Below are 22,819 nucleotides of genomic sequence, written 5' to 3'. Positions count from 1 at the left end.
TATTTATCCTCTTAAAAATGCTGTTAAGTCTTTAATTGAATCGACTGTGCTGGATTGACTTTCAACATCTCGCTGAGAACCTAATGCACTGTAGCCTTTAGCCATAAAAGCCTTGGCCTGTTTTTGAGAAAGTCCCATTACCTCTCGTAATGCTTTCTCTACACTGGACGGCGAAGGAATCTCGCCTTTTTGAAGTGATGCTTTCACTTCGGTAATCTTTGCTTCAGCATTTGCAGGCATGGTCACAATAGACACTTCCCACAGATCAATTTCTTTAAGTAAAAATGCACCCTTTGCAGAGTCATATTCCCAATCTTTGAGCATGTAACCAATCGACATCCCTTTGACACTGCCAGCCTTCATATGAGCATGCGCACGTTTTGCCAATGGATCATCATCGATAAGTAAACGACCACGAACAAAAAGCCCATAATCGTCTTCTTTCATCTCGGTAAATGGTCCAATCGGTTCGGCCATTTGGTGTTGCCATAACACTGAAGGTAAATCATTTCTTTCAGCCCAACGTTCTAATGACTTTTGGAACGCACCACGGACTACGATATCGCTGTAACTATCAATGACATCAAAAACAGATGCGTACCCTTCAAACTCACCCGTATCTGATACAGATTTGATTTTTAGGGGAACATTTAAATATTTAACTTCCACTATCTTTCCCCTTATCAGGATTGGTAGTCATATTCATTGGTGTGAGGTAAATGTCACCGCCTTCGCGTGGGTCCATGTCTTCTAGTTCCCTAGCATCGTTTGGACATAAAAAACCCCAGTTGATACCGATCGCATATGACTCATATCTGGTTTTCAAATCACCGCGGATCAATGCTCCTGCATTGAACTTGGCATAATATTTATTTCGTTCACTCGGTTTGATCAGACCGACTTTGATTCGTGACTCAATACGCGTCATATAAGGGACAAGTGAATAACTCACAAAGGACATACCCATGTGCTCAATATTATTCAGTGTCATTTTTTCCAACATGCCTGCTAAATGCGGAGGCACACGATACAAAGCGCAAATTTCATTTGATTGATAATTTCTCGTTTCAAGAAATTGAGAGTCTTCAAGATTGAGTGCTGTTGGTTTCCACTTAAGTCCCTTCTCTAAAATCATTGGCTTATAAACATTGGTAAGCCCTGTATGATTTTCAGTAAACTCTGTTTTAAGCCGACCAAATGCTGTATCAGTAAGTTCTTCATCAGTTTCTAAAACACCTGAAGTAACAGCACCATTTTTAAAAAGATTTGAGCCGTGCGTCTCAAGATCTAAACCAAGAGAAAAACACTTTCTAGCGTAGGCAATTGGATTTAGTCCATTTAAACCATCTAATGTGAATAATCGAACATGCCAAATTTCTTGCTGTGAAAGGATCTTCACACCATCTTTAAATGAAACGTGATATTCAACAGTCCAATCATCTTTAAGTTTTGGAGTAACGATTGAGGGATCAAGCGGTAACAACTCAACAACTTGGCCCAGTGCATAAACTTTATATGCAAAAAAATTGCCGCGTAGGCACAAACACACCATTAACAACTCCCAAAACTCTTGAGCAGTCATGTAGTCATTTGGTGCAACGTAAAGAAGATCATGTAACTTATGATCTTCAGCAGGAATCTTTTTCTTGCCCTCTTTGCGATATAGCCGACAAGGCAACATCCCCATGCTTTCAGACAAAACCCTTACACATGTAAATACAGTTGTTAATTGCATTGCTCGTGTTGGGGTTATTGGCTGACTACCAACGACACAATCAGCACCCCAAAGTCTGGCTAAATCATCAGGACTAGAAATGATTGAGGGCGAATTCTTGAAACCAAGAAACGCCCCCATTTTTGATAATAAATTCATTACAATCTTCTAACCCCGTGTTTCTCTAAGTGTTGAGATAAATTCGATTCTTGTTTCTGGCTCGTTAAAGATAAAATACGACTGATACCCATCAATAATGCGACAGCACCATCAATCTTCTTTGCACTTTTCTCTTTACGAGGAAAATCATTTTCATTGGCATCAGGCTTACTAATTACGTTTCCGATCATCCAAGATAAAATCGGATTACCATCATGATGAAAACGTCCAGATGAGATCGCTGCGACCAGCTCTTTCATCGCCGGTGAAAAGGTTTTCACATTCTTAGGAATTTTCACTGCCTCATATCCCGCATCTGTAATGTCACGCGCGACCTGAAAACCACCCCACTCATCATAAGGAACCTCAGTCAGAGGAACTTTACTGGCATCGTTAATCAGATCACTTGCTACGAGCGTAAAGTCATTCTCATAACCATCATGAACCTCTAAAAAACCAAGATTCATCCATTTCTGATACCGATCAATTACCTGTTTTTCCTCACCGTTCATCACAGTGTCTTCTGGCAGATAGAAGCGAGGATCAATGCAGTAGTAATGTAATTTTCCATCCTCAATCCTGTAGAACAAATTGATTCGAGCACAAATATCTATCTTGGATGCCAAGTCGATTGGCATTAAACATGGAACAGTGAAAAAATCTTCAAATTTAAGGTTTTTATCCGTACAGCCTTGCCACTTTTCCATGTTGAAATAGGCAGTTCGAGAAGATACCCAAACGTTTAGATGCTTGGTCTTAAATGCGTTTTGTTTAGATGCATTCTGTATTGCTCGACGCTGCTGTGATTCTAGATAATCACCGTAGACAGAAACGCCATAATTTGGATTGGCTTTGGCCAACACCTTCGGATCAGTCCAATCATCTCCATCATCAATGGTCCAAATCCAACCGAAAAGCTCATCATCGGGTACCGTACCCAACAGCATTTCCTGCACTCGTCCACGTAGATCGTAGCAAGGCCCCTCAATATTGAAACCTGCTGTGGTGATCGTAAAGATCATTGGCTGACGGCGAGCACCCATACCTGTTTGCATCGTGTCATATAGCGATGAAGTCTGATGTTCATGGAACTCATCAACCACAGCACAGTGTGGTGACTGACCATCTGGTGGATCACCTGTGATTGGTTCAAAAACCGAACCCTCATCTGGTATTTCTAGACTTCCAGCATTGATCAAAATGCCTGCCGCTTCAATAAATTCAGGAGATCGAACGGCCATTAATCTTGCAGGTTTAAATACTTCCCAAGCTTGCTTCTCTGTCGTAGCACCAGCATAGACTTCTGAACCGAACTCACCATCATTCGCAAACATGTTAAGAGCGACACCAGCAGCAATCGCTGATTTACCATTCTTACGAGGTACTTCCCAATAACTCTCCCTGAAACGTCGGAATCCATCCTTTTTTCGCGTCCATCCAAAGGTGCAAGCAATTCCAAACTTTTGCCAAGGTTCAAGCGAGATCTTCATTTTCTTCATTGCCCATTCACCCTTGGTATGGGGTAGCAATTCAATGAAAGCGATCTTCTTTTCAGCCAATTTAGGCTCAAATTTATATGGAAATTCTTTCTTTTTAGCGTGAATTAAGTCATTTAAATGGCGCTGACAAGCCAGTTTTACCCATTTGCACGTAGGTATTTTTCCTGAAACAACTTGCTTTGCCCACTTGTTTGCTATGTCAACGTTTGGGAAAGCTGTCATTTCTACCTCGTCACATATTCAATACCTTTGCAAACGGGTTATCTTTTGGTTTGCCATTTCCACCAGTTAAACGACTACGAGATGACGGATCCAAACCCAGCAATGAACCGAAAGTAACCATCTGTTTTGATGCTTCGTTTAGCACTGTTAATGCCGGATTTTTTATAACGCCACCTTGATCATTTGTCATCGTAACCCCGAACAAAGCTACTTCTTTTTGGGCTGAACGCCAGTTGTGGTAAGCAATACAGAAAGCTTCAATATTGTGCATATCAGTAATCCGAAGCACTTTGTTTTTCAGTAACTCCGGAATCACCGAACGCCACATCATGGCTGCATGCTCCATTGGAGTGATGTACTCAGGAACCTCGATATCTGTAACTTCAGAAAACTCAGGCGCATTATTATTGAGCAGTCGCTTACCTTTGTTCCCAGATGCCTGTTTGGTCTCTTGCGGTTTGGGCTTTCTACCTCGCCCAGGAACAGATGCAATTCCACTCATTTGTCAATACCCTGAATTTTTAATTTCGCGCACGTAAAAATGTGACTTGGGGGGCGGTCATTTAGGTGCAAAGGTCTGAACTTTTTGACTCCCCCTCCCATTCTTACTGTCCTCTTTAGCCGTTTTCTCTTGGTGACACGGCGAGCAAAGCGATTGGAGATTTACTAGGTCATCTGTACCGCCATGTTCCTTGGCAACGATATGATCCACGTCTGTTGCTTCAACGATGTAACCATTGGCCGCACAAGTCACACAAAGATAATCATCACGGCGCAACGCTTGCTCACGTAGCAATCGCCATGCATGTCCGTATCCACGTTCTGTGGTTGATCCTGATCGTTGTGGGCGTTTGTTCCAGTTGCTTCGCTTGCTGGCGTGATCATCACAGTAGCCTTTCTGATCTCTTGTCTTAACAAGATTGGGGCATCCATATTCTCGGCATGGTCTTGACATCATTAGTCATCCAAAGATTGATGCTGATCCTCATCCTTTGACTCATCCGTAATCAAACATATAAGTTCTTGGATGTGATGGGATTGGTTAGTGTTGATCTGCACTAACTGCTTTATCGCTTTGATCAGTTCGTTTTGATTTACGATCAGTAGGTTGTTTTGCTTTAGGATCTGTAGGTTGTTTTGCTTTAGGATCTGGTTGTTTTGTTCCAGCACTTGAGAGAACGTCAATTGCTCGCTGGATGGAACTGATTGATTGTTTTGCTCGGTCATGCAGCCATTTCCTCCGTTGTTCACAACCCTGACAATTTACAAACTTCATAGATTGATCCTCTAATATGAAAAAGAAAAAGCCCCGCTATCACATCTGTGTTAGCAGGGCTTTGTGTGCCGTAATCCGTCCGGCAAATTTAAAGGAAAGTTCCTTTCAGAACTATTCTCAATATGGATACTTATGATAAAGATATGCATAGTACATGATATAGAGTATCAACCAGAGAAAGGCAGTTAAAACAAATGAGAGCGAAGATATAGGTACCATCTCAATAGACATGTCAGCTTTCTTACCTGTTTCTCGTTCAAATTTTTTTACTGAAAGATATCCTTTCATATTGCAAATCGAAAAAAATAAGAATGGAATAAGAATTAAACCAATGGAAAAATAGTCCTCCGTCGTAAATTTCTTATTTATTGCATCTTCACATTTCTGCTTTTCTACTAATTCAGTTTCAGTTAATTCCCGTTTAGGCAATTTCCTCGAGTAATAAGAGTAATGACTAGACGCGAAATATTTCGACTCACAATAGTCTATAAATTTTTCTTTTGGGTTACGTTCATCGCCACTTCCACCAAAAGATGAGGTGTGATTAAGTCTTGCTGTTGTTACCATGTATATGTACTTAGCACTTAAAAAATTAGTCTAATTATAAATAGTAATATCTAAGTATTAAATTTACCTACTATTCGATGAACTATTCTTACAACAAAAAAGCTCACCATTCGATGAGCTTTTAATAAACTTAGTGAACTATTATAACTTCGCTCACTATAGCAGAAATATGCCACACACTTTGTACAGGGTCAAGTTATGTCTTTAAAACAAAAAATTAGCTTATAATCAGCGCCATGAAAAAATTAACCGTTGTAGCTGCAGTAATCACCTACCAAGAAAAATATTTATGTGCACTCAAAGGTGAGCATAAATATTCGTATTTGTCGCATAAATATGAGTTTCCAGGTGGAAAGGTTGAACCAGATGAAACTGCGCAACAAGCGCTTATACGCGAGATCAGTGAAGAACTGAATTTAGCCATTGATGTGAAAAGTTATTTACTCACTGTTGAGCATTGTTATCCTGACTTTCAAATCGAGCTGGCCACATACTTATGTGAAGCAAATAGCATTGATGAACTGGTATTACATGAGCATCAGGATATAAAGTGGCATCATGTAGACGAATTACAGCAACTTGATTGGGCTGCAGCAGACATTCCTATTGTTGAATATTTACTTAATATTAAGAGTATTTAAAATATGAGATATTACTTAGACACCAACATCTTATATAACACGCCTGCTGTATTTAATTCAGACAAGGAGCTTTTTATTTCTGCATGGGTAATATTTGAAATAATTTCAGGTATCACAGATGATGAAAAATTTATTAGGCGAAAAAACATACTTCAAAAGTTAAAAAAATCAAAAATTAAAGTTATAGAACACTTCCATTCTAGTCTATGTGCAGAAGTGTTCAGCTTTAATTATTGGAAAATTGATGATGTGAAAGCAACTATGAAAATGTATGAGCTAATATTAGAGTGTGAATCTTATAAAGAATTTATAAATATTTCTTTCCTTATTGAAAACAACGAAGAAAGTTATGATTATCAATTATTTAGAAAATTTGATGAGCTTTTCACAACTGATCATAAAAAATTACTAAACGATAATATTGATAAAGTAAAAGATTTAGACAGCAAACAAAAAAAATATCAACCCTTATCAAACCTATGTAGTTGTGAGGGTTTTCAGCACAGAAATAGAGATTTCGCTAAATCTTTTGCTCAAAAATATATAGAATCTGCTGTGTTAGATGGTTATTATTATAAAGAATTAGATAAAAAATTGATGAAATATAAACCATTAAAAAATTTAGCAACATCAGACTTAGAAGTGTTTTCTGAGAATTTTAAAAAATGTAAAGACGCACCAGAACAAATTCAGTGTTTAATGAAATTTGACCAAGTAAAAGAAATCATTAATGAGTTGATTGAAGAAGAGCTTGATAAATCCATGCAATCTTTTGATAATTATATTAATAATGCAAGGAATTTTACAATTCCTACTATTACTAATGAAATTGCTTTAAATTCAATACTGCTTAGTCAGACACCTGGTCGCAATGATTCACAAGATATTGGGCATATATATTTTATTGATTATGTTGATTTTCTTGTATCAAATGATGGCTTTTTTCAAAGAGTAAATTGTTTGAAAGACAAAGTGCTGACTGTTAAAGAATTCTTAGAAAATCATATCCCATAGCAATGTTGAATAATGAGGAATTGATGTCGAAAACCTCATAAAAACCCAATAAACCCATACCGACAATGCAACGCAGCCAAGCCACATTTAACATCCATTCGTGCATCCATCTGACTGCGTTCATCTGTCACCATCTCAGCCCATGAGTTGCCATAAAAGTATCGGTCGATGATTGCATCCATCCAATCATCCATGATCTCAGACTGCCCTAGCATATCTAATATCAAACGCTGTACGGCGCGAGCTTCATTGTCATTGATTTGGCAGCTTATACGGCTGTTCTTGATCTTAGGTGGTTCAAAGTCCCCTGCGAGATAATCAACAATGATCTGTTGCTGTTTCTTTTTAGAGAGCTTTTTATATTTTCTCGCTTTGGCTGCACTGTCCATCGCCACAGCAATTGGATTAACAATGCGTCCACACGTACCCATTGCAGATAACATCCAAGCACCAAACTGGTAGAGCCAGCCTTCCAAATCAAATCGAGTCCAATCCACACTTTGCAAGATATGTTGGTTTACTACTGCAGCATTCATTCTCTATTCCTCAAAACTTCGCAAATCTTTTAAATACCAACATGGCTGCATCACGCGCATGTTCATTGGTTCGACCTTTCCAACCTGTCATTCGAATAAAGTCTGTTGCTTGCTTTTTGGTAGCATTGGCTGCTGGGTGAATCATCTTGTAGGTGTAGCCCTGCTCTTTGCACCAATCTTCCCAAATTTGCGCATCTCGTTTTACAGATCCAACGCCTTGAGCTTTTTCACGTCCACCTGTAAACCAAGTACGTTTTCGGGCATCTTCGATATACAGGCAGATATTTTGGATACCCCATGTTTGAGCGTACTTTTGGACTTTGGCCATCGCTTGTGTGATTGACAGGCTTTCAACATGTTCAAGTTCTCCGCCGTTACCACGGTCAGCAGCTACGGCGAATCCTGTATTCACTCCAGTATCTATCCCGATCATGATCTTCATGCTTGCACCATCCCCAACTCGATCTTGTTATTCAAAAACATGTGGTTCACCGAACCGATGTATCCACACCAACCAAACACGTCGCTCCAGTAGGTCCATGTGCCGTTTTGGTTTTGCCAAAATGTTCCATCATTTTCGATGTGTGTTGTGCCCTGAGGAATCATGCTGCCTCCTTCAAACTGCCGCTAAACCCGACTTGCTTCAGGTAGCCTTCCCATTTTTTGGCTTGGGTTGGGTTTTGTAGTTTTACGGCGATCCGTGCAGCCAGTTTTTCAAATGATTCACCTGGTTCGCTGTACTTGCTCGAAAATTCTGGATGGTGTGCAAGTTTCTGAGCAAAGCTCGCAATTTGTTTGTCGCTGAGCTGCTTTGGGTTTTCGGATGCAGTGGTTTTGCTGTACCCCGTTTTTTCAGTGTTTGAATATTTATTTCGGTGTGCGTTGAGCAACCAATCGGCAAAGTGAAAATTCATCAGTTCATCGCAAAGGGATTTGTCTTGGTTGTAAATCTCGAATGCGCGTTTTTCTCGTTCAGCCCATTTTGCGTTCAAGATGGTTTCTGCTTCGATGCTGTCATCCGCCAATGAAATTTCTTCACGAAGTTTTTTCAAGCAAAACCAGTCTTTTTTGTTTTTAGATTCTTCTTGAAGATTCTTTGGTAGATTCCGTGTACCACTGTTGGGACTGTTAGGTGGGATTGTTGGTACTCTTTCATGGGAAGAGTGGTACTGTTCCATTGTTGGTACTGTTCCACTTTCGGTACTGTTTAAATCGGGGCTTTCCTGTTTAAAGAGTTCCGTTGTTGGTACGGTTTTATTTTCTCGTCCTGAAACGCCACACAAGCGATAAACTTTGACTTGTTTGGTTACTCCTTTTCTTTCACCAGTATCAGCAATCAATCCATCTTCGATCAACTCAGCGATGATCTTCATCACTGTTTTACGGTCGAGTGTGGTGTCGTCTCTTAGTCGGTTAATACTTGGGAAACAGGTATGGTCTTCTCCTGCTCGATCGGCAAGTGACAACAGCACTAATCGTTTTAGTGCTTTTAAGCTGCCGCTAGCTCGTTCAGGGAATTGAACATCCCATGCCCATTTGGTTGCATCTAAGCTCATGGGGTTACCTCTTTTTTATCGTCTACGCACTGGTGTATCTGCGTATCGAGTTCAGCCAATATTTCGTGGAGTCGGTGGATCACCCTAGACATGTCTAGTGCTTCCCCGCGTGTGATGCGTCCGTCTGCCATCATTTCTTTAAATAGCGTGTAGACGTTTCCGCCATTCATTCCAAAGGTCAGGACGAGATCGGTTAATGCAGTGTCTCGGCTTTCGGGTATGTCAGGCAGGTTGATCGCCACTTTGCCGTGTTGGGCATTGAGGCTTTGCAGTATTCGGTAGTCGTTGGTGAGTGCCATCAGTTTTGATGCTTCGAACAACGTCAAGTGATGGGTATCTGTGTTTGGATTGACTTTGCTGTTAAGCACGGCGGGACTTTTGATGCCCATACGTGGAGCAAGTGCCGATGCGCCGCCTTTGTAGTCATGCACAGTGTTATAAGCAGCATCTAATATGTTCATATCGTGTTCCTTTGAACGTTTTTATTCGATGGGTGCTTTATTACCATTTTGGTTGTAATCGTTTAAGACTGGATATAAACCAAAATGTTGAAGAATTTCGGCTTCAGAAACACTCCCCTTACTAGCAATAGACAATGCTTTTCTAAGGTTTTTACGTGGTTCTTTGTACCCATATAGCAAATGAGTTTTTATATAACCGACTGTTGTTCCTGCATCTTTTGCATACTGCTCTAATTGTTTTGGGCTTTGTTGCAGTACGAAATCTCTAAATTTCATGATTGATCCTCACGTATCAATCCAAATATTACCTTTTAGGTAATGCAAAAACAACCTTTTTTCTTGTTTACCTTTTTGGTGATAAACCTACAATTGACATATGTGACTTGTCACAGAACATTCAGGATAAATATGGATAGCAAATCAATTAGATACAAAAACACTCGTTTACTTGTTGATCAAGTTGGTGGTGTATCCAGTTTTGCTGACAAAATTGGGAAAGGACAATCACAAGCGAGCCAATTCGCTGGTACTAATCCGATTAAAGGAATTGGTAACAAGGTAGCTCGTGAAATCGAGATTGCTTTTGATAAACCTCATGGGTGGCTTGACTTACCACATGATGAAGAGTCTAAATCTTCAGATGCGAATGTTTCTGAACCAATACCATTGATTGGCAAATTGATCCCAGTAATTTCTTGGGTACAAGCTGGTACATGGACATCAACGGAATCTATACCTTCAGATACGCAGTTTGAAGAGTGGCTTCCTCCAAATCCTAAATGTGGAAAACATGGCTACGGTTTAGAAGTTGTTGGGGAGTCAATGCTTCCAGACTTCCGCCCTAGTGACAAAATATATGTAAATCCAGACTTTCAAATAAGTGATTTAAAAACAGGTGATTTGGTTATCGTTGCATGTGACGGGGAAACAGAAGCAACGTTCAAAAAATTGATCGTAGAAAGCAACGGTATGTATTTAGAACCCCTTAACCCTAAATGGCTTGAAAAAATCATGGAGCTTCGTGAAGGATGCAAATTGGTTGGGAAAGTTGTTGGGTTATATAGAGATGTATAATTAAAAGCGAGAATAATCATGGACTTTCTTAATCAACATTTATCAGAAATTTTTTCTTTTCTAGGTGGTATATTAGCTGGTGGCATTGGAGGAGTAAGTATTACTAAATACATAAACAAAGCTGATCATTCTAAAAAGACAATTCAAAAAGGGATTAATGCAGGCGGCGATGTTGCTGGCGGCAATATTAATAAATCGAATAAATAATGACTAGTCAAAAAGATATTCAAGCTGGGGGTGATGTTGCTGCAGGCGATATCAATAAATCAACTTACCACTTTCATGGGGATGATAGTGCAATATTTACTCATCCATATTTTCAACTTGTTAGTGCAATACAAGCTGGGCATGAAATTGATATTGAAGAACAAATAGAAGACCTAGAACACTTTAGTGGAATGCTTCGAGAAGATCAAAGAGGCTTAGAAAAGAAGTTAATTGATTCCAATAGAGGATATCTTGTTAACAGTGCTGAAAGATTTAAATCTAAAGCAGGTAGATTGATAGCCAAGCATCAAGATAGTCCAGCATTTCAGTTTCTAATAGCTAAGATACTAGCTAGAATTGAAGTAACATTTAATCACATAATTTCTCCTATGATTCAGAATAATGCTAGTATTCAAGAAGTTGAAGCAGCAATATTAAAAGAGGTTATTCAACCAATTGAGCGTCTTTTAATAGGAACACCATTAGGGTCTAATAATGATTGTGTTGTTCAGTTATTTTATTTTCTAGCTGGTAATTGTCATATTTGTTGGGATAAAAAATGTTAATATACCATCCAGCATTTGATGCAAGTCACTGCACATATAGGATTTTAAAATTATTTAATATATTGGAAGAAAATCAATATATTGATGCAGATCGGATTAAAATAATTGATTTCTATATAGTCTTCCCTAAACAAATTAAATTTATCAAATTCCCGAAAGAAGTTAGAGGTAAATTTATTAGGAAAGAACTTGAGAATATAAATGATACTTACCGTCCATGTAAAAATAAATTTTTAATGGCAAAAAAAATGTCTTTCATTCAGGAAAAAGTGCTACAAAGTTTAGTAATAAATGAATATCTGGACAAAAGTAGCAGCTCAAATGAATATAAAAAAGGAAATAAATTTTCTCAACTAGCATTATCACTTCCCATATTAGATGCATATATTACATATAATGTAGAAAAATTAATATTTGATTTCCTTTTGAATTACTCACTAAATGGTAAAGATGGATTAAAAGATAGAACAGCACTTATGGAATTTCGTTATGATAAATAACTACAATACATTCAGCATAAATAAAATGATAGTTTTTCAAGAAGGAAAATGCGCCCTAGATATAAACTTCCTAGAAGGTCTAAATGTTATTTATGGAAAAAATAGTGCAGGAAAAAGCTCACTTTTAGATGTACTTATTTACTCTCTAGGTGGAGAAGATATAAATTTCACACCTATAGTTCAGTTATGTTCTGTAGTATATACTGAGGTGGAAATCAATGAAAATTTTATAACAATTGCTAGAGAAATAAATAACAAACAAAGAGAGGGTTTGAGTATTTTCTATGGGAAAATCCTTGATGCAATTTCAGCAGATAAGAGCGAATGGCATAATTTCCCATACAATTCTTATAATGATAAATTCGGTTTTTCTAAAATATTTTTTGACTATTTAAATTATCCTGAAACAGTTTCGTCTGAGACTAGCATCACAACGCATCAACTATTAAGAATTCTCTACGCAGATCAAGCTAATAATCATTTACCAATTTTCCGATATGAACGATGGGATAACTCTGAAAAAAGAATTGCAATTAGAGACTATATTTTCGGTTTATTCAGTGGAGAGCTGTATGAACAACAATTATTAAAAAAGAGCTTTGATAAACAATTAGCAGAATGTATTTCAAGATTACAATCTTTTTTCAAAATTGTTGGTAAATCATCTGAACAAATGATAGAGGAGTTTATCATAGAAGAAAGAAGTAATCTCATGAAAAGAAAAGAAATTTTATTGGAAAAACTTCTTTCCTTTAATGATTCATCGACTGAAAATGAATCAACTGACTTAGATCAAACTAAGCTACAAAATAAAATACAATCTGAAATGGCAGCCTTAAATAAAGCAGTTATATCATTGGAGGATCAACGATCAATTCAACAGCTAGAGATAATTGATTTAAATAATTTTGTGAATGAATTGAAAATAAGATTAAATGAGCTAAATAATTCAATTACCAGCAATGAATTAATTACAAACATTATTTTTGATTTTTGTCCTTGCTGCCATTCGAGAATATCTCTCCCACAAATCAATAGCAATAAAAACATTTGCAACCTATGTAAATCAGAAACATCAGAAAATGCAAATAAAAAGAATTTGTTGCAAATGAAAACTGAACTTAATTTCCAAATACAGGAGTCAAAAAAACTTATTAGTGATGAGGAAGAAAAGTTAAAAATTACAAATGAGCAACTAAATCAACAAATATATTTATTTAATGATAAAAAACAAGAATTTGATATTTTAACTGCACGTTGGCATTCTGCTAGAGAGCTAGTATTAATAGAATCCTACCGAGAACTTGGTGAAATTGATACTGAACTAAAAAATATTGAGTCCAGATTATCAATTGCCGATGAAATTAAACAACTTGAAAGAAAGAGAGACAATTTGCAGTCTGAAATTTCTAAAATAGATCTAGCTATAACTCACATGAAAAGCGCGGCAGAACATCGTCTTAAAAAAATTCTCAATAATTTAAATGATATATTAAAAAATCTTTTATCTCAGGATATTGGTGTACAAGAAGAGTTTCTAGATCCAAAGAACACTGTTGAAGTAAGCTTCGAAGATAATCAAATCTATATAAATGGTTCAGGTCATTTTTCACAAAGTTCAACAATTGTATTACGTCATTTATTTCATTTAGCCTTACTTGTTTTGGCTGATCAAGACTCAGCGATAAGAATTCCACGATTCTTTGTTTTAGATGGTATAAATGATGGCGGACTTGAAAAAGATCGAGCCGAAAATCTTCAAAAAATTATTACTGAAACATGTAATTCTTTAGAAAATCCATTTCAATTAATTTGCTCTACATCTGAGCTATTCCCAGTTATGTCGGATTGCAATAAAATTGAATTTTTAGCTGGTAAAAGGACTTTTGACGCAAAACTTCTATCATAAAAATCTAAATTTGGTAATTTAAACCAAATAGGTTATTTTTAACTTGAAATTAATTACCTTTTTGGTAATATTTATCTCACAAACAACAAAAAGCCCCTTCACTTTGGACGGCGACGGGGCTTTGCATTAAAGCGAGATAAGTATGAAACAAAAACCTATACACAGTCAAACAACACCTATCCTTTTTCAACACCCAACGGCGGCAGATCTTCGCCTGTCAGTTTGGAAAGTCATATACATCAACCTCAAAGAATTTAGCCTCTTTACCCTACTCGCCTTATTACTTTGGCTGTTCATCCACTTTTGCTATGCAGTGATTGGAGGGTAAGAATATGTCTAATTTTCAAATTCCAGAAGGTTATACGTTCCTTCCAAAAAAGGTAATTGAAACAGCGATTAAATGGATGGATCCAGATAATGATTACAATCATTTATCAGGTGAAGACTATGCTGATATTTTAAATTGCCGTGAAAATTTAGAAAAAGCATTAGTCACTTCAAATCCTTCAAGTCCAATTGATCTAACAGTTGGAGATAAATTTGTACGAGTTAAAATGTTCGATTCAGATCGCTTGTTTACTGTACAGGAGGTTTTGGGATCAGGAGTAATTGCCGATGATGGGCTTTATTACAGTAAAAACCCAGAGTGGACACGAAGACCTACTAAAGAAGAATTACGAGCAAACAAACGTTTAAAGGAGGCAACTCCAAATGGCGACTAATATCAAACGAGTTAAGCTTACTATCTTTGCTAAAAAATATTGGACAGATGAAGAGTCTCGACCATGCCGTGCAACACTCATTAGCCACATTCAACGTGGTTGGTTGAGTGGTAAGAAAATAGGCACGCATTGGTATATCGAATGCACATCTTGGGGTGCACCACTCTACTACAACAGCGATACACCTAAAATTGCATTGGAGTCTCCACCTGTAACAGGCAATCCGATCGCAGATCGAATATTAGCTGAGATATGACATGACACCACGACCACGCGGAACAGGGAGCCTCGACCTCCCACCCCATGTCGAGATTGATAAAAAGTCGAATGGTACAATCTACTACCGTTATATGTTGCCAAATGGACAACGTAAATCACTCGGCAAAGATCGCAATGAAGCTATCGTTGCGGCGATGGCTTTAAATGCGGCATTGGACAGACATCCTGATATCGTCGCAAAAATACTAGAGACTAACCGTAAAATCACAACCAACATTCCAAGCTTTGAAGATGGCTTAAAAGAGTTCTTACAACTGCGACTCTCTGAAAAGACCTATGCCAAATCGACATTGACCATTATCAATGCCAACTGCGATAAATACATCGAAACTTGGGGTTCGATCTTTTGCAATGAAATCACTTTAAATATGTTGGCCACTTATTTAAAAGAACAAACGCCGTTCCAAGCAGAAAAGCACCGTTCTTTGCTGATCGACATATTTAAATACTTTGTGGCAAATGGTTGGGCGAATGACAACATCGCTGAGAAAACCTTAAAACCGATTCGACCGAAGAAAACACGGCAACGACTGAGCAATGAAACGCTTGCTCAAATACGCGCTGTAAGCCCTGATTGGTTGAAGTATGCAATCGACTTAGCTTTGCATTCCACTCAACGCCGTGGCGATCTGGTGGCACTGTTACGCACGGCGGTGAATGTGAAAGAAAATACATTTACCGTGTTGCAGCACAAGTCATTAAATTATGACAAGCCGATCTATATCGAAGTAGATATGCATCCTGAACTGGCGGAAGCTGTGGTGAAGTGCCTTGAAAATTCATTCCGTTTGAACTGCCCTTACCTCATTGCGACTCGTCCTGTTCGCATCACAGCGCATAACCGAGCTGTGAAGTTACATGCATTTGCTGTGACTGAAGATCACCTCACCAAGCAATTCCAAAAGTATCGGGATTTGTCGGGTGCATGTGATCACCTAGAGCTGAGACAAAGACCATCTTTTCATGATCTGCGTGCGTTGGGTATTTTCAATATTACCGAGAAATATGGCAAAGCATATGCTCAGGCATTGGCTGGTCATGCCACTGAAAAAATGACGGATCACTACCTACAAGGACATGAAGAACCGAAGCCGCAACGAGTCAGTTTTAGATGATTTTTTAAATTCTAAATACGGCGATTTATTGTACTTATTCACATTAAAACCGAACGGAGTTCCCCGAAAATACCCCTAAAAGTCCCCGAAAATAAAAAAGCCCACTTTTGTAGTGGGCTTTAATATACTGTTTTCACAGTGAATTTTGGTAGGTATATCCAGACTCGAACTGGAGACCTCTACGATGTCAACGTAGCGCTCTAACCAACTGAGCTATACACCTAGAATGAAAAGCATGATATTCATTTTTTAGCATGATCACAAGTTTTTTTGATCTTGTTTGATCACAACCGCACAGTCTTTAAGCAACTTTTTAAATTGTTGTAGATCAACGCGATTCATTTGCTCTAAAAATACGATTTTCTGATACAGCACAATCACTTGTTTAAATGGTTGTTGATTTTCAACAGTTAAAGATAAACGCTGCATCCACGTTTGGAACGTTTCAGTGGGTATTTTCTGCAAATGCTTAGGAAGTTGCTTTTGAAATTTTAAAATCATCCGCTGATATATGGCTTGTTGCTTACGGTGTCGCCACCAAGCAAAAAACAAAAACGAAATTAAAATTCCACATATACCGATGATTAACACGACCACATAGCCATAAGTTGAATCAAGCCCGAGTTTAGATAGCCAGTTTTTCTGTTTTTCAGCGTCGTAGCCTACAACCTTGCTTTGCCATTGATAGCTTAAATAATCATTCCAAACACGTACATTTTTTAGAAATTTAAACTGTTGTAAGCGCCAAGCTTTCGCTTGCTGATCGCCCCAAATACGTTGGTCTTGCGCCAAATAATCCTGCATACCAGTATCAATACGTTGCGGCGCAATCATTGCGGTTGGGTCTATCCTTTTCCATTTTCCATCTAAATAAACCTCACTCCATGCATGCGCATCCAGTTGACGAACCTCCCAACTTTTCGCATCAAATGCTGGCTGCCCTCCTTGGTAACCCGTCACTACTCGAGCAGGAATTCCGACATAACGCATCAGCATCACGAAGCTAGATGCATAATGTTCACAAAAGCCTTTACGACTGGAAAATAGGAACTGATCTATACGATCGCCACCCAACGTTCCCGGACTTAATGTGTAGACAAAACCATTTTTACGATACCACCCTAAAACAGCTTGCACATATTTTTCAGGATGTTGGTGGCTTTGCTCAAACAGCTTGCCCGCTAATTGTTGGGCTTTTTGATCTCGTGTTTCATCAAATCGAGTGTTTAATTCAAACTGACGTTCAGCGAGTACACTTGGCCCAGCGGTGCTTCGTCCTAACCAGTACATTTGTATCGGTTGGTTTCGTTTGATCAATTTTGTAGGACGAATACTATCGTCCTGATAGAGTTGTAAATATCGCTCTTGGGGAATTGAATACTCTAAGCCCATAACCCAATTGGCCTGTTCATCAGCAGGCAAATACTGATATGGCACAATCCGCCCAGTGCTTTGCGTGTTTTTTACATGTTGATTAAAAATACTACTGGCCCATGTCACACCATCATATTCATCTAGAACTAAAGCACGCCAATACAGCTCTTTACGGTTTGGAAACTGATACATGTCAGCTACAACACGAAAAGCCAAAGCTGTGGACTGAGACAAACGTGCAATATCTCCGGGTGACATTCGATCACTCATACCCGTAATAGCCCGATCATTCTGAATCGGAATGGCCCAAAGTGGTGGTAAGCGCGGGAAGAAAATGAACAACAAAATAAAAAATGGCGTTGCTATACCAATGAACTTAAAAACTTGTTTAACATCTTGTTTTAATTGATTGGAAGACAACGTATTTTGATTCAACAAACCCGTTTGGATACGATACAAGCCCATTAAACACATAACAAATGTCACGAAAACAATCATTGCCATCCAAAAGGCTTGGCTATGTAAAAGTAAACTTGCACCAACGAATAAGGCAAAATTGAAAACAATCAATAAATCTCGGGTATTTTTAGCTTCAAGACTCTTGGCAAATAAACAGGTACTTAGTAAAGCGACACCCGGTTCAACGCCAAGCAGACTTTGATAGTGGAAATAGATCAGCGCAAATGAGACCAAGACAAAAATAATCAGTATTGGTTTCGGGAGCGGCTTTAAATTTTGTTTGTGATAACGCCAAACTAAGATCAGCCACACAATTCCCCATAAACCACTCAAGGAAATTGGAACAAAGCTAACCTGCCCGAGTAGTACACATCCGAGCGCAGCCAAGATAGTGAAAAAAATTGGTTTGTTCATTCTTAGGCCTGCGCAAGTAAGCGTTTTGCTTGAATCAACTGAGATGATCCTTGCCCACTTTCCAACCGAGCATGTGGCAGAATCAAGGCATAATCATCTCCAAACTGTTCACACTGCTCAATCAATCCCATCATAAAGCTTAATTTTTCTTCATGACTTTGTACGGGTATCTGCTGATAATCAATCTCTAAATGTTGATGATTGGCTTGAGCTTCAAACATTTTGATAAAAAAGCCTTGTCCCCGTGCGACTTGTTTCCATGCCACATTTTGATAAGAATCCCCTTGCTGAAAAGTTCTTAGCTCACGAAATTCATCCAGACTATCATTGGTATGTGATGGTTGATTTTTATGTTCTTTTTGCCAATCATAAGCCTTAGGTGCAATCCATACCTTTTGTTTTAGATTTAAATAGGTCCAAGCGCGAACCAATCCTAAAGGATAGGTCGAATAGATTTTAATCGTATCAAAAGCATATTCGCCACGTTGTTGAGGGAAAAAACCAAGTTCAAGACTTTGCTGCGCTTGGTCTAAATAAAAAATTTGTTCCTGATCGTGCCATTGAATTTGTAAATATCGAGCTACATTTGATTTCTGTTTCAGAAAAAGTTTAAGTGTTAATACCTGCCCCACTTGTCCGACTTCATCGCTTACAACCTCAATATGTAAAGCATGCAACTGTTTAAAGGTTAAATAAAAACTAATACATAAAATCGCACTTAATAAGAAGCAAAACCCTAAAATCAGATTATTGCCATAGTTAATGCCAGCGATAAAAGTAATTAGAATCAGAGCAAGATATAAAAAACCATGTGTATGAGTAAAAACCAAAATATCTTTTTGCAACAGCGTTTTGCTGCGATCCACCTGAAAGCGCTTTGCAATCCACTGCCAAACTTGCTGTTTGAATCGGCTTTGCATGCATCTATCCTCTACTACAATACATCGACCAATTGCAAAATTTGTTTCACATCCACTTCTGCCAAGCTTAAACGATGCGCAACTACAGCCACGAAAACAGTCTGCACATCATCCGTGGTGACAAAGCTACGACCCTCAACCAATGCATACGCTTGCGCCGCAGCTTTAAGTGCCAAGACACCACGCGTTGACAGACCATGCCGTTGTTTACGTGTTTCAGCAGCCAAATCTAAAATATAGTTTAAGACGGCATTGCTTAAAAATACCTGCTGAGCCAATGAACGCAAATGTAATATATCGGCTTGATCAAATACAGCCGCTAGCTGATGAATCAACACATGACGGGAACTTTGCTGTAAGAGTAATTTCTCAGCTTGGCGTGATGGATAACCGAGTGACAAGCGCATTAAAAAGCGATCCAATTGCGACTCTGGCAATGCATAAGTACCACTTTGAAATAGTGGGTTTTGTGTGGCGAGGACCCAGAAAGGCTGTGGCAATTCATAATGTACACCATCGACGGTGACCGCCCCTTCTTCCATTGCTTCCAGCAAGGCACTTTGGGTTTTTGGGCTACAGCGATTGATTTCATCTGCCAGCAAAATTTGAGTGAAAATAGGCCCTTTTTTAAACTCAAATAAATGTTCTTTCTGGTTGAACATATTAATCCCAATCACATCGCTTGCGAGCATGTCATTGGTAAATTGAATCCGTTGAAACTGCAAACCTGTTAAGCGTGCCAATGCACTGGCTAAGGTTGTTTTTCCAAGTCCGGGTAAATCCTCAAACAGCACATGACCACCAGCCAATAAACACGTCAGCGCCAATTTGGTTTGCTGTGATTTATCCAAAATAAGCTGATTAACCTCGAGCAAAAAACTTTTGATCTTATGCTCATAATGCTGAATATCTTGTTGTATTTTTTGATTTTGCTGATTGTTTTCTTGAACTGAAACTTTTTCCAGACCCCACATTATTCTATCCCCCAAAAATAAAACAGTGTATGAATCAACATACACTGTTTTAGATTTTTTTCAAAGAAATCAAATAATTTCTATTTCTAACAAGGGCATTTCTTCATCCCACCGCCCGCACTTGGATAGCGCGAATCTACACAGTGACGATAAAAAGTTTTAGCATCCATTGGGGTTAAATCTGGATGGTGTGTTTTCATATGTTGCACATAATTTTCATAGTCAGGTACACCGACCATTAAACGAAAACTCTGTTGCAAATGCTGCCATAAAACCGCGATTTTCGACCAGTTTCTTGGTGACAATAACAAATGTTTTTGCGACATGATGGTGAATTTAATGATCTTCACAATCACTGCACTTCCTTTACGAGCAATTTTAAAATCCATCATCACTCTCCTTTGATACTATTTGCAGTCATCGGCGTTTCGGTATAGACCGCAGGTGCTTCATTCGCTGTTGGTGTTGGACTTGCCAAGGCTCTACGAATCGCGCCAATCGAGGCAATAATCATCACAATTGCAACAATCATAAAGAACGCGCACAACCCTGCATTAATCTGATTTGACAATACAATAGTCTGCATCTCAGCCACAGATTTTGCTGGAGCAAGTACTTCACCACGTGCAATCGCATCCGAAAAACGATTGGCTTGAGCAAGGAAACCAATTTTAGGATTGTCATGGAAAATCTTTTGCCATCCAGCGGTCATTGAAGTAATGATCAAGAAAACAGTCGGTACAATCGTAACCCAAACATATTTTTCTTTTTTCATTTTAAATAGAATAACCGTACCTAAAATCAATGCCATCGATGCAAGGATCTGGTTACCGATACCAAATAAAGGCCATAAAGAATTGATCCCACCTAGAGGGTCAACCACACCTTGATAGACAAAGTATCCCCAACCTGCAACCGCAACAAACGTTCCGATTAAATTCCCAACGAATGAACTTGAGTTTTTCACTGCTGGAACAACGATACCCACCGTATCTTGCACCATGAAACGACATGCACGTGTACCGGCATCTACCGCTGTTAAGATAAATAAGGCTTCAAATAAAATCGCAAAGTGATACCAAAATGCCATCATCGAACGATTATTGAAAATTTCAGAGATGATATGCGCCATACCAATTGCAAAGGTTGGTGCGCCACCTGTACGCGATAAAATCGAACTCTCACCCACTTCATGTGCCAAAACAGTCAACATTTCAGGGGTTACCACAAAACCTAAATTTCGTACTGCTTCCGCAGCAGTTTCAACACTTGTTCCCAAAACTGCTGCTGGTGCATTAATCGCAAAATAAATACCCGGATCTAAAACAGTGGCACAAATCATCGCCATAATACCGACGAATGATTCCATCAACATACCACCATAGCCAATCACACGAATATTGACTTCGTTATCAACCAGTTTTGGAGTTGTGCCTGACGCAACCAAGGCATGGAAACCTGAAATCGCACCACAAGCAATGGTAATAAATAAGAAAGGAAATAAACTTCCAGAAAAAACAGGACCTGTTCCATCAACAAAATGCGTCACTGCTGGCATTTTTAACTCAGGCATCGCAAATAAAATACCGACTGCAAGACCTGCGATCACACCAATTTTAAGGAATGTAGAGAGATAATCACGCGGTGCCAATAACAACCAAACAGGTAACACTGAGGCAATAAAGCCATAGATTATCAGTCCCCACGTTAGCTGCGTTCCAGTTAAGGTAAAAAACTCACCCCAATAAGGATGTTTTGCAACATCACCACCAAATACAATTGCCGCCATCATCAGGACAAAGCCGATAATTGAAACCTCTGCAATTTTCCCGGGGCGCAGATAGCGCATGTATATGCCCATGAACAGTGCAATTGGAATGGTTGCCGCAATACTAAATACCCCCCATGGACTTTCGGCCAGTGCTTTGACCACGACTAAGGCCAATACAGCAAGGATAATCACCATCACGCCTAACGTACCCAGCATGACGATCACACCAGCAAAGGTGCCCAATTCCTGTTTTGCCATTTCACCCAATGAACGACCGTCGCGTCTGGTAGAGATGAATAACACCAAGAAATCTTGTACTGCACCTGCGATGACCACACCCACTAACAGCCAAATTGTTCCGGGTAAATACCCCATTTGTGCAGCTAGAATAGGTCCAACTAACGGTCCTGCACCTGCAATTGCGGCAAAGTGGTGACCAAATAAAACGTATTTATTGGTTGGCACATAGTCCAGACCATCATTCAAGCGATGCGCTGGGGTCAACCGTTTAGGGTTTAACTCAAAAACTTTAGTCGCGATAAATAAACTATAGAACCGATAAGCAATGCTATACACACATACCGCAGCAAGGACCAGCCAAACTGCATTGACATGTTCACCTCGACTCACTGCGAGTATCCCAAATGAGATAGCGCCTACAATGGCAACCAAACTCCATAAAAGTTTGGAGGGAAGCGATGATTTTGTTTGTGTTGTTTCCATTCAGAACCTCTCAAATACATAACTTTTCGTTAGTTGTTACATGGCTTTCCATACCTATATTTTCTCTTCGGAAATATCTTCGTAAGTTTATCGTTTTTAAAAGATGATTTATCTAATACTTTCGCATAAAAAAAGGGATGATTTTCATCATCCCTTAGATAATCTTA

General features: G+C 38.8%; 27 protein-coding genes and 1 tRNA gene. 10 read left to right on the top strand and 18 right to left on the bottom strand.

All coding sequences use genetic code 11. The features are described 5' to 3' along the window. Nucleotides 1-3 precede the first annotated feature (3 nt). From MMP72_RS11460 to MMP72_RS11435, 6 genes are all read right to left on the bottom strand, one after another. Nucleotides 4-669 (bottom strand): HK97 family phage prohead protease, encoded by a 666-nt coding sequence (locus MMP72_RS11460; protein ID WP_241317383.1) that lies wholly within the window; start codon nt 667-669, stop codon nt 4-6. Next, nucleotides 659-1,873, bottom strand: a complete 1,215-nt coding sequence (locus MMP72_RS11455; protein ID WP_241317381.1) for a phage portal protein — start codon at nt 1,871-1,873, stop codon at nt 659-661. Before MMP72_RS11455 ends, MMP72_RS11460 begins: the two co-directional genes overlap by 11 nt. After that, nucleotides 1,873-3,594, bottom strand: a complete 1,722-nt coding sequence (locus tag MMP72_RS11450; protein WP_241317379.1) for a terminase TerL endonuclease subunit — start codon at nt 3,592-3,594, stop codon at nt 1,873-1,875. The genes MMP72_RS11455 and MMP72_RS11450 overlap by 1 nt, the downstream gene beginning before the upstream one ends. A gap of 10 nt (nt 3,595-3,604) precedes the next feature. Beyond that, nucleotides 3,605-4,096: a phage terminase small subunit P27 family gene (locus MMP72_RS11445; RefSeq protein WP_241317377.1), complete on the bottom strand. Its 492-nt coding sequence runs from the start codon at nt 4,094-4,096 to the stop codon at nt 3,605-3,607. Between the two features lie 57 nt (nt 4,097-4,153). After that, on the bottom strand, nt 4,154-4,549 hold the full coding sequence (locus MMP72_RS11440; RefSeq protein ID WP_241317450.1) for an HNH endonuclease signature motif containing protein: 396 nt from the start codon (nt 4,547-4,549) through the stop codon (nt 4,154-4,156). 87 nt (nt 4,550-4,636) lie between these two features. Further along, the gene (locus tag MMP72_RS11435) at nt 4,637-4,870 is read right to left on the bottom strand and encodes a hypothetical protein (RefSeq protein WP_241317375.1); all 234 of its coding nucleotides are present in this window, start codon (nt 4,868-4,870) and stop codon (nt 4,637-4,639) included. Nucleotides 4,871-5,673: 803 nt separating this feature from the next. Here MMP72_RS11435 and MMP72_RS11430 point away from each other — a divergent pair. Further along, the gene (locus MMP72_RS11430; protein ID WP_241317373.1) at nt 5,674-6,078 is read left to right on the top strand and encodes a (deoxy)nucleoside triphosphate pyrophosphohydrolase; all 405 of its coding nucleotides are present in this window, start codon (nt 5,674-5,676) and stop codon (nt 6,076-6,078) included. Between the two features lie 3 nt (nt 6,079-6,081). After that, a complete protein-coding gene (locus tag MMP72_RS11425) occupies nt 6,082-7,092 on the top strand; it encodes a hypothetical protein (protein ID WP_241317371.1) in 1,011 nt (336 codons plus the stop codon). A gap of 35 nt (nt 7,093-7,127) precedes the next feature. Here MMP72_RS11425 and MMP72_RS11420 read toward each other — a convergent pair whose 3' ends face one another. Genes MMP72_RS11420 through MMP72_RS11395 form a run of 6 tightly spaced genes read right to left on the bottom strand, consistent with a single transcriptional unit; the run spans nt 7,128 to nt 9,921 of the window. After that, the gene (locus MMP72_RS11420; RefSeq protein ID WP_241317369.1) at nt 7,128-7,628 is read right to left on the bottom strand and encodes a hypothetical protein; all 501 of its coding nucleotides are present in this window, start codon (nt 7,626-7,628) and stop codon (nt 7,128-7,130) included. A gap of 10 nt (nt 7,629-7,638) precedes the next feature. Further along, nucleotides 7,639-8,070 (bottom strand): hypothetical protein, encoded by a 432-nt coding sequence (locus tag MMP72_RS11415; protein WP_121928325.1) that lies wholly within the window; start codon nt 8,068-8,070, stop codon nt 7,639-7,641. Continuing rightward, a complete protein-coding gene (locus tag MMP72_RS11410) occupies nt 8,067-8,234 on the bottom strand; it encodes a hypothetical protein (RefSeq protein ID WP_241317367.1) in 168 nt (55 codons plus the stop codon). The genes MMP72_RS11415 and MMP72_RS11410 overlap by 4 nt, the downstream gene beginning before the upstream one ends. After that, nucleotides 8,231-9,184 (bottom strand): helix-turn-helix domain-containing protein, encoded by a 954-nt coding sequence (locus MMP72_RS11405; RefSeq protein ID WP_241317365.1) that lies wholly within the window; start codon nt 9,182-9,184, stop codon nt 8,231-8,233. The genes MMP72_RS11410 and MMP72_RS11405 overlap by 4 nt, the downstream gene beginning before the upstream one ends. Beyond that, a complete protein-coding gene (locus MMP72_RS11400) occupies nt 9,181-9,645 on the bottom strand; it encodes a phage regulatory CII family protein (RefSeq protein ID WP_241317363.1) in 465 nt (154 codons plus the stop codon). Before MMP72_RS11400 ends, MMP72_RS11405 begins: the two co-directional genes overlap by 4 nt. 21 nt (nt 9,646-9,666) lie before the next feature. Next, the gene (locus tag MMP72_RS11395; RefSeq protein WP_241317361.1) at nt 9,667-9,921 is read right to left on the bottom strand and encodes a hypothetical protein; all 255 of its coding nucleotides are present in this window, start codon (nt 9,919-9,921) and stop codon (nt 9,667-9,669) included. Nucleotides 9,922-10,053: 132 nt separating this feature from the next. Here MMP72_RS11395 and MMP72_RS11390 point away from each other — a divergent pair, with 132 nt between their 5' ends. The 8 genes from MMP72_RS11390 to MMP72_RS11355 all read left to right on the top strand — a co-directional run bounded on the left by MMP72_RS11390 (nt 10,054) and on the right by MMP72_RS11355 (nt 16,017). Then, nucleotides 10,054-10,719 (top strand): S24 family peptidase, encoded by a 666-nt coding sequence (locus tag MMP72_RS11390; RefSeq protein WP_241317360.1) that lies wholly within the window; start codon nt 10,054-10,056, stop codon nt 10,717-10,719. 18 nt (nt 10,720-10,737) lie between these two features. After that, a complete protein-coding gene (locus MMP72_RS11385; RefSeq protein WP_241317359.1) occupies nt 10,738-10,926 on the top strand; it encodes a hypothetical protein in 189 nt (62 codons plus the stop codon). After that, nucleotides 10,926-11,492, top strand: a complete 567-nt coding sequence (locus MMP72_RS11380) for an ABC-three component system protein (protein WP_241317357.1) — start codon at nt 10,926-10,928, stop codon at nt 11,490-11,492. Before MMP72_RS11385 ends, MMP72_RS11380 begins: the two co-directional genes overlap by 1 nt. After that, complete coding sequence (locus MMP72_RS11375; RefSeq protein WP_241317355.1) at nt 11,486-11,992, top strand: ABC-three component system middle component 5; 507 nt, start codon at nt 11,486-11,488, stop codon at nt 11,990-11,992. The genes MMP72_RS11380 and MMP72_RS11375 overlap by 7 nt, the downstream gene beginning before the upstream one ends. After that, nucleotides 11,982-13,901, top strand: coding sequence for a hypothetical protein (locus MMP72_RS11370; protein WP_241317353.1), 1,920 nt, complete (start codon nt 11,982-11,984; stop codon nt 13,899-13,901). The genes MMP72_RS11375 and MMP72_RS11370 overlap by 11 nt, the downstream gene beginning before the upstream one ends. Before the next feature lie 332 nt (nt 13,902-14,233). After that, nucleotides 14,234-14,623 carry a hypothetical protein gene (locus MMP72_RS11365; protein ID WP_241317351.1) on the top strand — a complete coding sequence of 130 codons (390 nt, stop codon included), beginning with the start codon at nt 14,234-14,236 and terminating at the stop codon, nt 14,621-14,623. After that, nucleotides 14,613-14,879 carry a hypothetical protein gene (locus MMP72_RS11360; protein ID WP_241317349.1) on the top strand — a complete coding sequence of 89 codons (267 nt, stop codon included), beginning with the start codon at nt 14,613-14,615 and terminating at the stop codon, nt 14,877-14,879. Before MMP72_RS11365 ends, MMP72_RS11360 begins: the two co-directional genes overlap by 11 nt. A gap of 1 nt (nt 14,880) precedes the next feature. Beyond that, nucleotides 14,881-16,017: a phage integrase Arm DNA-binding domain-containing protein gene (locus MMP72_RS11355; RefSeq protein ID WP_241317347.1), complete on the top strand. Its 1,137-nt coding sequence runs from the start codon at nt 14,881-14,883 to the stop codon at nt 16,015-16,017. Nucleotides 16,018-16,163: 146 nt separating this feature from the next. On the opposite strand, the gene MMP72_RS11350 is transcribed toward MMP72_RS11355, so the two are convergent. The 6 genes from MMP72_RS11350 to MMP72_RS11325 all read right to left on the bottom strand — a co-directional run bounded on the left by MMP72_RS11350 (nt 16,164) and on the right by MMP72_RS11325 (nt 22,652). Beyond that, a tRNA-Val gene (locus tag MMP72_RS11350) sits at nt 16,164-16,240 on the bottom strand. A 35-nt stretch (nt 16,241-16,275) separates the two neighbouring features. Beyond that, entirely contained in the window at nt 16,276-18,264 is a 1,989-nt protein-coding gene (locus tag MMP72_RS11345) for a DUF3488 and transglutaminase-like domain-containing protein (RefSeq protein ID WP_241317345.1), read from the bottom strand. 2 nt (nt 18,265-18,266) lie between these two features. Then, the gene (locus tag MMP72_RS11340; RefSeq protein ID WP_241317343.1) at nt 18,267-19,184 is read right to left on the bottom strand and encodes a DUF58 domain-containing protein; all 918 of its coding nucleotides are present in this window, start codon (nt 19,182-19,184) and stop codon (nt 18,267-18,269) included. A gap of 14 nt (nt 19,185-19,198) precedes the next feature. Further along, nucleotides 19,199-20,158, bottom strand: a complete 960-nt coding sequence (locus MMP72_RS11335) for an AAA family ATPase (RefSeq protein ID WP_241317341.1) — start codon at nt 20,156-20,158, stop codon at nt 19,199-19,201. A gap of 86 nt (nt 20,159-20,244) precedes the next feature. Then, nucleotides 20,245-20,550, bottom strand: a complete 306-nt coding sequence (locus tag MMP72_RS11330) for a CstA-like transporter-associated (seleno)protein (RefSeq protein ID WP_171063447.1) — start codon at nt 20,548-20,550, stop codon at nt 20,245-20,247. Continuing rightward, nucleotides 20,550-22,652: a carbon starvation CstA family protein gene (locus tag MMP72_RS11325; protein WP_004671875.1), complete on the bottom strand. Its 2,103-nt coding sequence runs from the start codon at nt 22,650-22,652 to the stop codon at nt 20,550-20,552. The genes MMP72_RS11330 and MMP72_RS11325 overlap by 1 nt, the downstream gene beginning before the upstream one ends. Nucleotides 22,653-22,819 lie beyond the last annotated feature (167 nt).

The sequence above is a fragment of the Acinetobacter sp. NIPH 2699 genome, from assembly GCF_022549355.1.
Lineage (GTDB): Bacteria > Pseudomonadota > Gammaproteobacteria > Pseudomonadales > Moraxellaceae > Acinetobacter.
This window is presented reverse-complemented; position numbering and strand designations above follow the sequence as displayed.

Excerpts from the sequence above, each read along its gene's own strand:
- MMP72_RS11455 (WP_241317381.1), bottom strand. The coding sequence starts at position 1,873 with ATGAATTTATTATCAAAAATGGGGGCGTTTCTTGGTTTCAAGAATTCG.
- MMP72_RS11450 (WP_241317379.1), bottom strand. The coding sequence starts at position 3,594 with ATGACAGCTTTCCCAAACGTTGACATAGCAAACAAGTGGGCAAAGCAA.
- MMP72_RS11445 (WP_241317377.1), bottom strand. The coding sequence starts at position 4,096 with ATGAGTGGAATTGCATCTGTTCCTGGGCGAGGTAGAAAGCCCAAACCG.
- MMP72_RS11440 (WP_241317450.1), bottom strand. The coding sequence starts at position 4,549 with ATGTCAAGACCATGCCGAGAATATGGATGCCCCAATCTTGTTAAGACA.
- MMP72_RS11435 (WP_241317375.1), bottom strand. The coding sequence starts at position 4,870 with ATGAAGTTTGTAAATTGTCAGGGTTGTGAACAACGGAGGAAATGGCTG.
- MMP72_RS11430 (WP_241317373.1), top strand. The coding sequence starts at position 5,674 with ATGAAAAAATTAACCGTTGTAGCTGCAGTAATCACCTACCAAGAAAAA.
- MMP72_RS11425 (WP_241317371.1), top strand. The coding sequence starts at position 6,082 with ATGAGATATTACTTAGACACCAACATCTTATATAACACGCCTGCTGTA.
- MMP72_RS11420 (WP_241317369.1), bottom strand. The coding sequence starts at position 7,628 with ATGAATGCTGCAGTAGTAAACCAACATATCTTGCAAAGTGTGGATTGG.
- MMP72_RS11415 (WP_121928325.1), bottom strand. The coding sequence starts at position 8,070 with ATGAAGATCATGATCGGGATAGATACTGGAGTGAATACAGGATTCGCC.
- MMP72_RS11410 (WP_241317367.1), bottom strand. The coding sequence starts at position 8,234 with ATGATTCCTCAGGGCACAACACACATCGAAAATGATGGAACATTTTGG.
- MMP72_RS11405 (WP_241317365.1), bottom strand. The coding sequence starts at position 9,184 with ATGAGCTTAGATGCAACCAAATGGGCATGGGATGTTCAATTCCCTGAA.
- MMP72_RS11400 (WP_241317363.1), bottom strand. The coding sequence starts at position 9,645 with ATGAACATATTAGATGCTGCTTATAACACTGTGCATGACTACAAAGGC.
- MMP72_RS11395 (WP_241317361.1), bottom strand. The coding sequence starts at position 9,921 with ATGAAATTTAGAGATTTCGTACTGCAACAAAGCCCAAAACAATTAGAG.
- MMP72_RS11390 (WP_241317360.1), top strand. The coding sequence starts at position 10,054 with ATGGATAGCAAATCAATTAGATACAAAAACACTCGTTTACTTGTTGAT.
- MMP72_RS11385 (WP_241317359.1), top strand. The coding sequence starts at position 10,738 with ATGGACTTTCTTAATCAACATTTATCAGAAATTTTTTCTTTTCTAGGT.
- MMP72_RS11380 (WP_241317357.1), top strand. The coding sequence starts at position 10,926 with ATGACTAGTCAAAAAGATATTCAAGCTGGGGGTGATGTTGCTGCAGGC.
- MMP72_RS11375 (WP_241317355.1), top strand. The coding sequence starts at position 11,486 with ATGTTAATATACCATCCAGCATTTGATGCAAGTCACTGCACATATAGG.
- MMP72_RS11370 (WP_241317353.1), top strand. The coding sequence starts at position 11,982 with ATGATAAATAACTACAATACATTCAGCATAAATAAAATGATAGTTTTT.
- MMP72_RS11365 (WP_241317351.1), top strand. The coding sequence starts at position 14,234 with ATGTCTAATTTTCAAATTCCAGAAGGTTATACGTTCCTTCCAAAAAAG.
- MMP72_RS11360 (WP_241317349.1), top strand. The coding sequence starts at position 14,613 with ATGGCGACTAATATCAAACGAGTTAAGCTTACTATCTTTGCTAAAAAA.
- MMP72_RS11355 (WP_241317347.1), top strand. The coding sequence starts at position 14,881 with ATGACACCACGACCACGCGGAACAGGGAGCCTCGACCTCCCACCCCAT.
- MMP72_RS11345 (WP_241317345.1), bottom strand. The coding sequence starts at position 18,264 with ATGAACAAACCAATTTTTTTCACTATCTTGGCTGCGCTCGGATGTGTA.
- MMP72_RS11340 (WP_241317343.1), bottom strand. The coding sequence starts at position 19,184 with ATGCAAAGCCGATTCAAACAGCAAGTTTGGCAGTGGATTGCAAAGCGC.
- MMP72_RS11335 (WP_241317341.1), bottom strand. The coding sequence starts at position 20,158 with ATGTGGGGTCTGGAAAAAGTTTCAGTTCAAGAAAACAATCAGCAAAAT.
- MMP72_RS11330 (WP_171063447.1), bottom strand. The coding sequence starts at position 20,550 with ATGATGGATTTTAAAATTGCTCGTAAAGGAAGTGCAGTGATTGTGAAG.
- MMP72_RS11325 (WP_004671875.1), bottom strand. The coding sequence starts at position 22,652 with ATGGAAACAACACAAACAAAATCATCGCTTCCCTCCAAACTTTTATGG.